At 60.3% G+C, this 14,468-nt stretch carries 8 protein-coding genes; 7 read left to right on the top strand and 1 reads right to left on the bottom strand.

Annotation, left to right across the window (positions count from 1 at the left end):
- From aceF to L972_RS12670, 3 genes are all read left to right on the top strand, one after another.
- On the top strand, window positions 1-1,050 hold a 1,050-nt coding region (gene aceF / locus L972_RS12680; protein WP_047438638.1), incomplete at its 5' end, for a dihydrolipoyllysine-residue acetyltransferase.
- 161 nt (window positions 1,051-1,211) lie between these two features.
- Window positions 1,212-2,639 carry a dihydrolipoyl dehydrogenase gene (gene lpdA / locus L972_RS12675; protein ID WP_047438636.1) on the top strand — a complete coding sequence of 476 codons (1,428 nt, stop codon included), beginning with the start codon at window positions 1,212-1,214 and terminating at the stop codon, window positions 2,637-2,639.
- Window positions 2,640-2,762: 123 nt separating this feature from the next.
- Entirely contained in the window at window positions 2,763-3,725 is a 963-nt protein-coding gene (locus tag L972_RS12670) for a sensor domain-containing diguanylate cyclase (RefSeq protein WP_047438634.1), read from the top strand.
- 84 nt (window positions 3,726-3,809) lie between these two features.
- On the opposite strand, the gene L972_RS12665 is transcribed toward L972_RS12670, so the two are convergent.
- Entirely contained in the window at window positions 3,810-5,720 is a 1,911-nt protein-coding gene (locus tag L972_RS12665) for a methyl-accepting chemotaxis protein (RefSeq protein ID WP_047438772.1), read from the bottom strand.
- Window positions 5,721-5,954: 234 nt separating this feature from the next.
- On the opposite strand from L972_RS12665, the gene L972_RS12660 reads away from it, so the two are divergent.
- The 4 genes from L972_RS12660 to L972_RS12645 all read left to right on the top strand — a co-directional run bounded on the left by L972_RS12660 (window position 5,955) and on the right by L972_RS12645 (window position 14,467).
- Window positions 5,955-8,216 carry a patatin-like phospholipase family protein gene (locus L972_RS12660; RefSeq protein WP_047438632.1) on the top strand — a complete coding sequence of 754 codons (2,262 nt, stop codon included), beginning with the start codon at window positions 5,955-5,957 and terminating at the stop codon, window positions 8,214-8,216.
- 229 nt (window positions 8,217-8,445) lie between these two features.
- On the top strand, window positions 8,446-11,043 hold the full coding sequence (gene acnB, locus L972_RS12655; RefSeq protein ID WP_019444774.1) for a bifunctional aconitate hydratase 2/2-methylisocitrate dehydratase: 2,598 nt from the start codon (window positions 8,446-8,448) through the stop codon (window positions 11,041-11,043).
- Window positions 11,044-11,323: 280 nt separating this feature from the next.
- Window positions 11,324-12,910 carry an EAL domain-containing protein gene (locus L972_RS12650; RefSeq protein ID WP_047438629.1) on the top strand — a complete coding sequence of 529 codons (1,587 nt, stop codon included), beginning with the start codon at window positions 11,324-11,326 and terminating at the stop codon, window positions 12,908-12,910.
- Window positions 12,911-13,072: 162 nt separating this feature from the next.
- Complete coding sequence (locus L972_RS12645) at window positions 13,073-14,467, top strand: D-arabinono-1,4-lactone oxidase (RefSeq protein WP_047438628.1); 1,395 nt, start codon at window positions 13,073-13,075, stop codon at window positions 14,465-14,467.
- Window position 14,468 lies beyond the last annotated feature (1 nt).

The following is a 14,468-nucleotide window of genomic DNA, read 5'->3' as shown; positions in this document are numbered from 1 at the left end:
GCTCCTGCCGCCGCGCCGGTTGCTCAAGCTGCCGCTCCGGTCGCTGCAGCCCCTGTTGCCGCTGCTCCGGCTCCGGTTGCCCAGGCTACTGCCGCTGCGACCGATTTCGTTGCCAACGACGCTTACGTGCACGCATCTCCGGCGGTACGCCGTCTGGCGCGCGAGTTCGGCGTCAACCTGGCCAAGGTGAAAGCCTCCGGTCGCAAGGGCCGCATCGTCAAAGAAGATGTGCAAGCCTACGTGAAGGATGCCATCAAGCGTGCCGAGTCCGCTCCTGCCTCTGCCGGCGTAGCCGGTGGCAACGGTCTGGGCGTACTGCCGTGGCCGAAGGTAGACTTCAGCAAGTTTGGTGATGTGGAAGAGGTCGAGCTGACCCGCATCCAGAAGATCTCCGGTCCGAACCTGCACCGTAACTGGGTCATGATCCCTCATGTCACCCAGTTCGACGAAGCCGATACCACCGAGCTGGAAGCGTTCCGCAAAGAGCAGAATGCGATGCTCGAGAAGCAGAAGGCAGACGTGAAGATCACCCCGCTGGTGTTCATCCTGAAAGCCGCCGCCAAGGCGCTGGAAGCTCACCCGCGCTTCTGCAGCTCCCTGTCCGAAGATGGCAGCAAGCTGATCATGAAGAAGTACATCCACATCGGTGTGGCGGTAGATACCCCCAACGGTCTGGTTGTGCCCGTGGTGCGCGATGTGAACAAGAAGGGCATCATGGAGCTGTCTCGCGATCTGGCCGAGATCTCCAAGAAGGCCCGTGCCGGCAAGCTGACAGCTGCCGACATGCAGGGCGGTTGCTTCACCATCTCCAGCCTGGGTGGCATCGGCGGTACCAGCTTTACCCCGATCGTCAACGCGCCGGAAGTGGCCATCCTGGGCGTATCCAAGTCCGAGATGAAGCCGAAGTGGAACGGCAAAGAGTTTGCGCCGCGCCTGATGCTGCCGCTGGCTCTGAGCTACGACCACCGCGTGATCGATGGTGCCGATGGGGCTCGCTTCATCACCACCATGAATGGCGTATTGTCTGACATTCGTCGACTGGTCCTGTAAGTGAGAGGGCGGGCCCAGAGCCTGCCCTTTTTACTTCTCATTTCATTAACATGATCGTAAACTTGCCCCGTTTTTTCACGGCTGCAGCCGCCTTGTTTTACAACGAAAAGAAGGCATAAGACTGCGCTGTCCGGGGATATAAGAACGACAAAGAGGTCATGATGAGTAAAGAAATCAAAACCCAGGTCGTAGTACTGGGTGCTGGCCCTGCCGGTTATTCCGCTGCTTTCCGTGCAGCCGATCTGGGTCTGGATACTATTATCGTCGAGCGTTACTCCACCCTGGGTGGCGTCTGCCTGAACGTGGGCTGCATCCCTTCCAAGGCGCTGCTGCACGTTGCCAAAGTGATTGAAGAAGCCAAGGCGCTGGCCGAGCACGGCATCGTCTTCGGTGCCCCGCAGACCGACATCGACAAGATCCGTCTGTGGAAAGAGAAGGTTATCAACCAGCTGACCGGCGGTCTGGCTGGCATGGCCAAGATGCGTAAAGTTCAGGTTGTTAACGGCTTGGGTAAATTTACCGGCCCGAACACCCTTGAAGTGGAAGGTGCCGATGGCAAGACTACCGTGACCTTCGACAACGCCATCATCGCGGCTGGTTCCCGTCCGGTGAAGCTGCCGTTCATCCCCCACGATGACCCGCGCGTATGGGACTCTACCGATGCGCTGGAGCTGAAAACCGTTCCCGGCAAACTGCTGGTTATCGGTGGCGGCATCATCGGTCTGGAGATGGGTACCGTTTATTCCTCTCTTGGTTCCGAGATCGACGTGGTGGAATTTGCCGACCAGCTGGTTCCGGCTGCCGACAAAGACATCGTCAAGATCTACACCAAGCGCGTTGCCAAGAAATTCAACATCATGCTGGAGACCAAGGTCACCGCAGTTGAAGCGCGCGAAGACGGCCTGTACGTCTCCTACGAAGGCAAGCACGCTCCGGCCGAGCCGGTTCGTTACGACAACGTGCTGGTTGCCGTAGGCCGTGTGCCGAACGGCAAGATGCTGGATGCCGAGAAGGCTGGCGTTACCGTGACCGAGCGCGGTTTCATCGAGGTGGACAAGCAGCTGCGTACCAACGTGGCGCACATCCACGCCATCGGTGACATCGTTGGCCAGCCGATGCTGGCACACAAAGGTGTTCACGAAGGTCACGTTGCCGCCGAAGTTATCGCCGGCAAGAAGCACTACTTCGACCCGAAAGTGATCCCGTCCATCGCCTACACCGAGCCAGAGATGGCATGGGTTGGTCTGACCGAGAAGGAAGCCAAGCAACAGGGCCTGAACTTCGAAGTCGCCACCTTCCCGTGGGCTGCATCCGGCCGCGCCATCGCGTCCGACTGCTCCGACGGTATGACCAAGCTGATCTTCGACAAGGAGAGCGGCCGCGTCATCGGTGGTGCCATCGTGGGTACCAACGGTGGTGAACTGCTGGGTGAAATCGGTCTGGCCATCGAAATGGGTGCGGACGCCGAAGATATCGCGCTGACCATCCACGCTCACCCGACTCTGCACGAGTCCGTGGGTCTGGCTGCCGAAGTGTTCGAAGGCTCCATCACCGACCTGCCGAACGCCAAGGCCAAGAAGAAAAAGTAATCTTCTGCCATCTTCATGAAAAAGCCGCTCATTTGAGCGGCTTTTTGTTTTCTCCTTGCTGCCCCGACTTCGACAAAGCCCAATATGCTAAAGATAGGTTTTGGCACTGATGAGAGAGGCACGATGCTAGAAGCACCCATTCCACCCGATGAGGCATTGCGGCTGGAGACCCTGCGGCGGCTCTCTTTGCTGGATTCCGAGGCCGAGGAGCGGTTTGACCGGCTGACCCGCATGGCCCGACGGGTGTTCAATGTCCCCATCGCGCTGGTGAGTCTGGTGGATGAAGATCGCCAGTGGTTCAAATCCTGTATCGGACTGGAGGTCCGCGAGACCGCCCGGGACATTTCGTTCTGTGGCCACGCCATCATGGGCAATGAGACCTTTATCGTGCCGGATGCTTCGCAGGATCCCCGCTTTGCCGACAATCCGCTGGTGGTAGGCGGGCCCGGCATCCGCTTCTATGCCGGACAGCCACTGCGGATCGCCAACGGCTGCAAACTGGGGACGCTCTGCATCATAGATACGGTGCCGCGGGAATTGAGCGACGAGGATGTGGGACTGCTCAAGGATCTGGCGGCGATGGTGGTGCGGGAGCTCGAAGCGGTGCAGCTGGCCACCATTGATGAGTTGACCCTGATCTCCAATCGGCGCGGGTTCGTGATGCTGGCGGAGAAGAGCCTCTCGCTGGCCAGTCGCTTGCAGATGCCACTGGCGCTGCTCTATCTGGATCTCAATGGCTTCAAGGGGATCAACGATCGGTGGGGGCATGCAGAAGGGGATCGGGCTCTGATCGCCTTTGCCACTCTGCTCAAGCAGGCTTTTCGGGGCGCAGACGTGTTTGCCCGCATGGGCGGCGATGAGTTCGCCGTCCTGTTGCCCAATGTGCTAGAGGCGCAGGCACAACTAGCCTATGAGCGTTTCAATGCCATCTTGGCCGAGCACAATCAGCACAGTGGTTGCGGCTATGCGCTGACCTGCAGCACCGGGATTGTCTGCTACGACGGGCGCGGTTGTGTGTCTCTGGCCGAGCTGCTCACCCGCGCAGATGAGCTGATGTATCAGCGCAAACGGGATGGCAAGGGCTGACGGCTATGCCGGATTAGCCGCCACCAAAACAACAGAGAGCGCCACGGCGCTCTCTGTTGTTGATGGCTCAGGTCAAGGTCGGGGTCAGAGCCGGAAGTTGCCAACCAGCTTGTCTAGCTGACCGGAGAGCTGCTGCAGGCTGCGGCTCGATTCGGTCAGCTGGTGGGCGATGTCGGCGGTCTCCATGGTGAGCTGGTTGATATCCTCCACGTTGCGGTTGATCTCGCCGACCACACTGGACTGCTCCTCGGTGGCGGTGGCGACCTGGATATTCATGTCGTTGATCTGGGTGATGTGGGCGGTGATCTGGCCGAGGGCGGCGTTGGCCTCATCGGCCTGGCTCACCACCTCCAGACTCTGGTTGCGACCCTGCGCCATGGCGCTGACGGCGCGGGCACTCTGCTCCTGCAAGCGGTTGATCATCCCCTGGATCTCGGCGGTCGAGGCGGCGGAGCGGTTGGCGAGGTTACGCACCTCATCTGCCACCACGGCGAAACCGCGACCCTGTTCACCGGCGCGAGCGGCCTCGATGGCGGCGTTCAATGCCAGCAGGTTGGTCTGCTCCGAGATGCTGCGGATGGTTTCGAGGATGCTGCCGATGGAGTCGGTCTGGCTCGCCAGCGATTCGATAACCCCTGCCACCTGCTCAATCTCGCCGGAGAGGTCGACGATGCCGTGGCGCGCCTGCGCTACCACTACTGCCCCTGCATCGGCCTGATCGTTGGCCTGTCTGGCTACTTCGGCTGCCAGCGAAGCGTTACCGGCGATCTCGCTCACCGTGGCCCCCATTTCGTGGATGGCGGTGGCCACCTGCACAGTACGGTCACGCTGGGCAGTACAGTTGTGCTGGGTCAGCTGCGCCTTGTTGGCCACCTCGTTGGCGGTGGCCGCGAGCTGGCGGGAGTTCTCCGCCACCTGCTCGATGGAGCCGTGGATCTTGGCGACGAAGTTGTTGAAGCCGGTGGCGACCTGACTCAGCTCGTCACGCCCTTCCACCTTGAGGCGTTGGGTGAGATCACCATCGCCGCTGCCCAGCTCTTTGAACAGGCGGGCCAGCTCGTTGAGCGGGCGGCTGACCGAGCCTGCCAGCAGCATCCCCATCAGCCCCATGGCCAGTGCAATCACCAGCGAGATCATCAGGATCTCGTTGCGGGTCTGATCCAGCTCGGCATAGATCTCGGCTTCTGGCACCTGGGCCACCAGATACCAGTCGAGCAGCGGGATATAGCTGCTGGCCAGTACCATGGGCTCGCCATTGACTTCGGCGTTGATGACGGCAAAGGGACGTTTGGCCAGCAGGCTGCCGGTATCACCGCTGGCGATGCCGCCCAAGGTATCGCGTTCGATACGGTTGGCCTCGGGGTGCAGCTTCACCTTGCCGCTGCCATCGACCATAAAGACGATGCCGCTCTCTTCCAGCCGGAAGTTGGAGACCATGGTCACCATGGTGTCGAGGGATTTGGCAAAGCCGGCCAGCCCGCGCCCGTTGAGCTGCTGGAAGTTGACGAACAGCTTCACCTCGCCGTTGCTCTCGCGGAAGATGCTGAGGGTCATCTCCTTCTGGCTCTTGGTGTAGTCATAGAACCAGGCGTCCTGTGTCGGGGTCAGGTTGCGCAGAAAGCCATCCTGGTTGTAGTAGGCGGCACTCTGGCGATCGGCGAAGGAGGCTGTCACCAGACCATACTGGTTGGCCACATCCTTGAGCTGGTTGATGAGGATCGGCTCCTGCTCTTTGGGCATGCCCCGATCCACCCAGTCGAGGATGAAGCGGTCGGTGGCCAGTTGGCGGGCGGCCTGGGCGATGCCGTGGAGATCCTGTTCAATCTCCTTGCTGATCCGCTGGGTCAGGTTGGGGAGCTCCTGCTCGAACATCCGGTTTTCGATCAGTTGCTGGGCCGAGCGTTGACTGAAGTAGCCTACCAGCAGGCAGGAGACGACCACGGCCAGGGTGACCGTGGCCAGTATTTTCTGTTTAAGAGTGAGGGTTGCCAGCATAAAGGTGCTCAAAAGGTTGAGATTGACGACGCTCATATTAGCGGCAGCGCGGCGCTACCCATGAGGCTTGCAGCCCTTTATTTGCGGATTACGTTTGCGCTCACAGGGGCGGCGGCGTGCCCCTTCGCCATGCAGCACAGGCGGGATGCGGATTGACGGTTGCGCTAACTGCCGGGCCCCTTATAGTAGAGGCCATCCTTGGTGACTGACCCTCTGAATAATATGGAAAATATGATGCGCAGCTTAGGTGCGGGATGGACCCGTCTGCTTTTGGTGATGCTGGCGGCCTGCCCGCTGCTGGCTGTGGCGGCACAGGGGGATCGCCCGAAAATTGCGGTGGTGCTCAGCGGCGGCGGCGCCAAGGGGTCGGCCCATATCGGCATCCTCAAGGTGCTGGAGCAGAAACGGATTCCGGTCGATATCATAGTCGGTACCAGCATGGGCTCTTATGTGGCGGGGATGTATGCCATGGGGCTCAGTGCCGAGGAGGTGGAGCGCACCACTTTGGCCATCGACTGGAACAAGGGGTATCAGGACAAGGTGGGCCGCGACGAGCTGTCGTTGCGCAAGAAGCAACAGAACGAGCAGTATCAGCTGCGCACCGACATAGGGGTGAATGGCGATACCACCCAGTTGCCGGACGGTTTCTTCCAGGGCCAATCCATGGCCAGCCTGCTGCGGGGGGCCACCTCCAACCTGCCGGTGCAGGAGAGCTTCGATGATCTCCCCATTCCCTATCGCGCCATGGCGACTGACATGGAGACGGTCACCCCCTTTGTGCTGGATCACGGCAGCTTGGCCAAGGCGATGCAGGCCTCCATGTCCATTCCCGGTGCCCTCAAGCCGGTGGAGTGGGAGGGGCACATCCTTGCGGACGGCGGCAGCGTCAACAACATGCCGGTGGATGTCGCCAAGGCGATGGGGGCTGACGTGGTGATCGCGGTGGATATCAGTGCCAAGCTGCGTACCCGGGAGTCCCTCAAGTCAGGGTTGGCCATGATTGACCAGCTCACCACCTACATGACCCAGGTGGGCACCGACAAGCAGAAGGCGCTGATGGGGCCCAGGGATATACTGATCGCCCCCGAGTTTGGCGATATGGGGATCGCCGACTTTGCCCGGATGCCGGAGGGGATCAAGATCGGTGAGACGGCGGCTGACAAGGTGTCGCTGCAACTCGATAAACTGTCGCTCACCAAGGCGCAGTACAACGCCTATCGCAACCAGAAGCTGAGCCGCCGTGCCGAGCGTAGCGGTCAGCCCGCCTACTTCATCGACAAGGTGGAGATCATCAACAAGTCGCGCCTCTCCGACGAGACGGTGCGCGCCATGCTGAAAGTGCGGCCGGACAAGGTACAGACCAATGAGAGTCTGGAAGCGGGCATTCGCCGCCTCTATGCCCTTGAGTCGTTCGATCGCATCACCTACGAGGTGGAGGAGCGTGACGGGGAGAACGTGCTGCTGGTGGATGCCAGCGAGAAGAACTGGGGGCCGGGCTACCTCAACTTCCAGTTCGGTTTCACCGATGACTTCGAGAACACCTCCAACTACAACGTCGGCATGTCCTATACCCTCACCAACGTCAACGAGTGGGGTGCCGAGTGGCTGACCGAGGCGTCGCTGGGCACGGCCAAACATATCAAGACCGACTTCTATACCCCGCTCGAACCCTCCCAGACCTTCTATGGTGAGGCGAGCCTGGCCTATGACCAGACCCTGCGCCGCCTGTTTTTCCCCAATCCGGATCCCGAGGCGGTTTCGATAAGCTATCTCGACTCCGAATACTCCTTCTTCAGCGGTGATCTGGCGGTGGGCTGGAACCGCCAGCCCTGGAGCAGGTTGTCGATGGGACTGGAGGGACAACTGGGTACGATTGATGTGAAGAACTTCAAGGGGCTGGAGATGGATGCCACGGCGTGGGGCCCCTATGTCCGCTTTGAACACGACAATCTGGATAGCCGCTATTTCCCCTATCAGGGGGTGAAATGGGACATGAAACTGGGCCACTCCCACGTCAGTGTGGATGGACTTGAGTCGGCAGATGGGCGCAGTGAAGGCTGGAATTATCAGCTCTCGATGATCAAGCCCTGGTCATGGGACAGGCACAGCCTCAACCTGATCCTCGAAGGGGGCGGCTCGGGCAGTGAAGAGGTGGTGCCGCTGCATATTCAGGATCTGGGCGGACTGTTCCGCCTCTCCGGTTTCCAGCGCTACCAGCTGAGCGGTCGCTACAGCCTGTTTGGTGGCCTGCGCTACATCTATCGGGTGGCGGACAATGACTTCGGTGCCCTCAAGATGCCGCTCTATCTGGGGGGATCTCTGGAGCAGGGCGGGGTCTGGAACAAGGGTGAGGATATCAGTCTGGAGAGCTCGTTTACCGCCGGGTCGGTTTATGTCGGGGTGGAGAGCTTCCTTGGCCCTGTATTCCTCGGCTACGGCATGGCGGAGGGGGGCAATGACGTCTTCTATCTGCAATTGGGCAGTACGTTCGAATAATGCCGAAATGATGCCAATTTGTTAACTCTGGTTGAGGGCGTTCAATTAATTTTCAAAAAATACCAGTCTGTTTAATTGGTTACGATTTTGTGGTGAATAAGTAAACAGGGTTTGGATTTTAATTAGTCGTTAAAACTTATATAGTGGGGAGCACCCTACGGGGTGTCCCGCAAGGACGATCGCCGCGAGCGTGGGCGAACCCCAAAAAAAGACCAAAGAGGAATTAGTCGTGCTTGAAACATACCGTAAACACGTCGCAGAACGTGCCGCCGAGGGCGTGGTTGCCAAACCTCTGGATGCAGAGCAGGTCGCCGCCCTGGTAACGCTTCTCAAGAACCCGCCCGCTGGCGAAGAAGACTTTCTGAAAGAGCTGTTGTCCTCCCGTATTCCCCCCGGTGTTGATGAAGCGGCCTATGTCAAAGCCGGTTTCCTCACCGCCGTCGCCAAGGGCGAAGCCCACTCTCCCATCCTGACTGCCGCCGAAGCCGTTGAACTGCTGGGCACCATGCAGGGTGGTTACAACATTCAACCGCTGATCGACCTGCTGGATCACGCCACCCTGGCGCCGCTTGCCGCCAAGGGGCTCTCCCACACCCTGCTGATGTTCGACTCCTTCCATGACGTGGAAGAGAAGGCCAAGGCGGGCAATGTCCACGCCAAACAGGTGATGCAATCCTGGGCTGATGCCGAGTGGTTCCTCTCCCGCCCGGAGCTGGCCGAGAAGATCACTGTCACCGTGTTCAAGGTGACCGGCGAAACCAACACCGACGACCTCTCTCCGGCACCGGACGCTTGGTCCCGCCCGGACATTCCGCTGCACGCGCTGGCGATGCTGAAAAACGCCCGTCCCGGCATTACTCCGGACAAGGATGGCGCCGTCGGCCCCATCAAGACCATCGATGCCCTGAAAGAGAAAGGCTTCCCGCTGGCCTATGTGGGTGACGTGGTCGGTACCGGTTCTTCCCGTAAATCCGCCACCAACTCGGTGCTCTGGTTTATGGGCGACGACATTCCGTTCGTGCCGAACAAGCGCGCTGGCGGTGTCTGTCTGGGTGGCAAGATTGCCCCGATCTTCTTCAACACCATGGAAGATGCCGGCGCTCTGCCTATCGAAGTGGACGTCTCCAAGCTGGAAATGGGCGATGTGATCGACATCTACCCCTATGCCGGCAAGATCTGCAAACACGGCACCGAACAGGTGCTGGCGCAGTTTGAACTGAAAACCGACGTGCTGATCGACGAAGTGCGCGCCGGTGGCCGTATTCCGCTGATCATCGGTCGCGGCCTCACTGACAAGGCCCGCGAAGCGCTGGGTCTGCCGTTCTCCACCGTATTCCGTCGCCCGCAGCCGGTGGCCGATACCGGTAAAGGCTTCACCCTTGCCCAGAAGATGGTGGGCAAGGCGTGCGGCGTGAAGGGCATTCGCCCGGGCACTTACTGCGAGCCCAAGATGACCACGGTCGGCTCTCAGGACACCACGGGCCCGATGACCCGCGACGAGCTCAAAGATCTGGCCTGTCTCGGCTTCTCCGCCGATCTGACCATGCAGTCCTTCTGCCACACTGCCGCCTATCCGAAGCCCATCGACGTGCAGACCCACCACACCCTGCCGGACTTCATCATGAACCGCGGTGGTGTGAGCTTGCGTCCGGGTGACGGCGTCATCCACTCCTGGCTGAACCGCATGCTGCTGCCGGATACCGTCGGTACCGGTGGTGACTCCCACACCCGTTTCCCCATCGGTATCTCCTTCCCGGCGGGCTCCGGTCTGGTGGCCTTCGCCGCTGCTACCGGCGTGATGCCACTGGACATGCCGGAGTCCGTGCTGGTGCGCTTCAAGGGCGAATTGCAACCGGGCATCACCTTGCGTGATCTGGTCCATGCCATTCCCTACGCCGCCATCCAGAAAGGGCTGCTGACCGTCGAGAAAGCGGGCAAGAAGAACATCTTCTCCGGCCGCATCCTCGAGATCGAAGGTCTGCCGACCCTGAAGGTGGAGCAAGCCTTCGAGCTGGCAGATGCCAGCGCCGAGCGTTCCGCTGCCGGTTGCACCATCAAGCTGGATAAAGAGCCGATCATCGAGTATCTGAAGTCCAACATCGTGATGCTGAAATGGATGCTCTCTGAAGGCTACGGTGACGTGCGCACCATCACCCGTCGCATCAAGGGGATGGAAGAGTGGCTGGCCAACCCGACCCTGATGGAAGCGGACAAGGATGCCGAGTACGCCGAAATCATCGAGATCGATCTGGCCACCATCAAGGAGCCGATCCTCTGTGCGCCGAACGATCCGGACGATGCCCGTCTGCTGAGCGACGTGGCTGGTGACAAGATTGACGAGGTGTTCATCGGTTCCTGCATGACCAACATCGGCCACTTCCGCGCCGCCGGCAAACTGCTCGAGAAGTATCAGGGCGAGCTGCCGACCCGCATGTGGATCGCGCCGCCCACCAAGATGGACAAGGATCAGCTGACCGAAGAGGGCTACTACGGCATCTTTGGTCGCGTCGGTGCCCGCATCGAGATCCCGGGCTGCTCCCTCTGCATGGGCAACCAGGCGCGGGTAGCGGAAGGGGCCTCGGTGGTCTCCACTTCCACCCGTAACTTCCCGAACCGTCTGGGTAAAGGTGCCAACGTCTATCTGGCCTCTGCGGAGCTGGCCGCCGTTGCCGCCATCCTCGGCAAGATCCCGACCGTGGCGGAGTACCTGCAGTACGCCAAGGCGCTTGATGCCACTGCGGCAGATACTTACCGCTACCTCAACTTCAACGAGATCGCCTCCTACACCAAGAAGGCCGATGCGGTGATCCTGCAGCAAGCCGTTTAACTGAGTTCTTGCGCGATTTGCGCGATAAGAAGCCAATAATGCCGCGTATTTACGCGGCATTATTTATTTGTGTGTTATTCACCGTCTTTTTTGAAGATTGTTTGCACGATCCTTGCTAGAGAGATCCAACCACCTGTTTGGTGGTTCGTTTTATAAACGCTTTGGGTTATGTTGTTCGGTTATGTGCGGTAATGATGAGGCATCGTTATCGAGGGAAAGTGGATATCTGTTCACTGAGTGCTTGCGTTGGCTGGCCTGACGAATTGCGGCGTGGTTCTTTATGTTTCTGTTCAGGATTGATCTCTCCCGAACCGGGTTACGCTTCGGCGGTGCCTTGCTGGTCTTTACTCTGCCGCTGCTGGTGGGAGCTTGGCTCATCCACAGCAATTATGTGCAGGAGCTGAAAGCGGAATCCAGCGCCTCGGCCCACAAGGCCAGAACCCTGATGGAGTCGATGCTGGATCATGCGGAGCAGGCCAACCGCTCTGTGCTGCCTCTGGTGAATGCTCCCTGTCGCGACAACCTGCTGGTGCTGCGCAAGAAGGTCGCCATCGAGCCCTTCCTGCGTTCGGTCAATCTGGTACGAAACGGCATCATCAATTGCACCTCGCTGTTTGGTGAGGCCAATGATGCCGATGACGGCTCCATCTACACCGGTCGCAAGCTGTTGCTGATGAGTGGCAACCGGGTGCGGCAAAATCACCCGCTGCTGGTGGTGCGCACCGAACAGGGCAAGGATGCCGCCTTGAGCGCCATCGACAGTACCCAGCTCAGCTTCATGCTCTCCATGAGCGGAAAATCCAGTGCGCTCTATTTGCAGGTGGGGTCGGCCTGGCTCAATGAGTCTGGTCGTTATCTGAGCGAAGCGCCCACCCTCCATCGCGGGGTCAGCCAGGCCCTCACCTCATCCCATTATCCTTTCACCATCCATGCCGGTTATGCCATGCCGGTCTACTGGAAGTCGCTGTGGGCCGCGCGGCACGTGGCGCTGTCGTGGCTGGCGGTTTCCTCGCTTTTGCTGGCCTGGCTGGTGTGGTGGGTGCTGGGGCGTCCCGGCTCGCCAACAGATGAATTGCGACGGGCCCTGCGAGCCAGGGAGTTTGTTCCCTACCTGCAGCCGCTGATTGCCAGCCACGACGGCAAGATGATGGGCGCCGAGGTGCTGATGCGCTGGGAGCATGTCAATGAAGGGGTGATCCGGCCCGATCTCTTTATTCCGCAAGCGGAGGAGTCGGGACTGATCGTCCCCATGACCACCCATATCATGAAGCAGGTGGCGACACGGTTGAACCGCTCTCAGGAGCAGTTGCCCGATGGGTTTCATATCAGCTTCAACATCAGCGCCGCCCATTGCCACGATTTTGCCCTGTTGGCCGAGTGCCGCGCCTTTCTCGGTCACTTCCTCCCCGGCAAGGTGGTACTGGTGCTGGAGCTGACCGAGCGGGAGCTGCTGATGTCAGATCCCCAGACCCTCTCCCTGTTCCGCCAGCTGGACGAGATGGGGGTCAAACTCGCCATCGACGACTTTGGTACCGGCCACTCCAGCCTGGCTTACCTGCAGCAGTTTCATGTGGATTACCTCAAGATCGACAAATCCTTTATCGCCCGCATCGGTACCGAGTCGCTCTCGGAACATATCGTGGACAACGTGATCGATCTGGCGACCCGGCTCGGTCTGGCGCTGGTGGCGGAAGGGGTGGAGAGCGAGCGTCAAGCTGACTACCTCAGGGCCAAAGGGGTCGATTATCTGCAGGGGTATCTGTTTGCCCGCCCCATGCCGCTGCGCCAGTTCTGCGAGGAGCTGCTGCCGGAAGAGGCACAGACCCGCCAGCCAGATGGGGTGCGAGGCATCCCGAACGCCACCTGATCTATCGGTGACAGACGGGCGGACAAGCTCCCGTCTGGCAGGGTAGGGAAGTGCTCTCTCCCTATCCCCCCTCGAGTGCAGGGGCTTGTTTTTCATGCCTTGCGGCTCGCTTTTCGGTAGAATCAGCGCTCATTTTGACGTCAGTAAAAGATGAGGCGCGGTATGACGGTTCAGTTCCAGGCATTTCACAGCATCAAGGCGATCGGTAATCGGGAGGTGCTGTTCAACTGGTCGAGAACCAATCCCCTCGGGGCGCTGGATCAGGTATGGCGCCCGAAAAGCCGCGACGAGCTGCAAATGCTGCTGCGGGAACACCCCGAGCGCAAGCTGCGCCTTATCGGCTCCGGCCTCTCTTTTGAACCCATCCACAGCGTCTATGCCGAGGGCAGTCAGGCGCTGCTGGTGGACTTGCACCACCTGCGCGGCCAGTTGGCGAAAACCGCCGATACCTTGACCTATCAGGCGGGGACGCCCCTCGACACCGTCTACGCCGATCTCATCGCCATGGAGCGGATGCTGCCGGCTTCCCCCGGGGTTATCGGCATCCAGACCCTGGGCGGCGCCCTCAGCACCGGCACCCACGGTCAGGGACTGCACCAGTCAGCCCTCTGCGATGCGGTGGAGGCGATGACGGTGATGCTGGCCAGTGGCGACATCATCCGGGTGGATCGCACCGATCCGCGCTTCGGTGCCTTCGTGATGGGGATGGGGATGCTCGGCATCCTGCTCGACGTCACCCTGCGCACCGTACCGAACCGCATCATGCGCTGCACCAAGTTCACCACCGATTACCCCTTCCTGCTGGAGCACAACGAACGGCTCAACCGCGAGCACGGCTTTGTGAAGAGCTGGTGGTTTGCCTGGACCGGCGAGAGTCACATCTGGCTGGTGGATCCCGCCTCCGAGGAGGAGGTTGCCCGCTACCGCGCAGGCGGCAGCGAGCCGCTGCTGCTGGATGGCGATATCGACGCCCGCATGAATGCCACCATTGATGCCACTTTGCAGAAGATGGCGAAAGACACCAAGGATGAGGCGTTGGCGGGGGAGCACTTCGAGACGGTGCGCCGCTTCAAGGATGCCTCCGATCTGGTGGGCAACGTCTACCAAATTCTCTGCAAGGGGATCCCGGCGCCCCAGATCAACTGCGAGGTGGCGGTGCCGCTTCATCGCATGAACGAGGCGCTGGAGACCCTGCAAGCCTGGCAGCAGGCCAACCCGGGCGTGCTGCACTACCCCTTTATCCTGCGCTGCACCGGCCCCTCCGAGGCCTGGCTCAGCGCCGCTTACGGCCAGCCGGTCTGCTGGATTGGTTTTCTGGTCTATCTGGCGGCGGACGGCACCTTCGTCAACGGCTCCATGGAGCAGATGCGCGAGCTGCAACAACTGCTGGCGCCCCTTGGCGGCATTCCCCACTTCGGCAAGCATCTGGCGATGGATCTCTACGACTTCCCGACCCTGCTGCCACGCTGGAACGACTTTGTTGCGTTGAAAGCCGAGCTCGACCCCCACGGCCGCTTTGAAAACCGCTGGCTCAGCGACCTGTTTGCCAACCGGTAAG

The organism is Aeromonas sp. ZOR0001, assembly GCF_000801015.1.
GTDB classification, from domain to species: Bacteria; Pseudomonadota; Gammaproteobacteria; order Enterobacterales; family Aeromonadaceae; genus Aeromonas; species Aeromonas veronii.
Note: the sequence above shows the minus strand (reverse complement) of the source record. Positions and strands in the feature narration are given on the sequence as shown.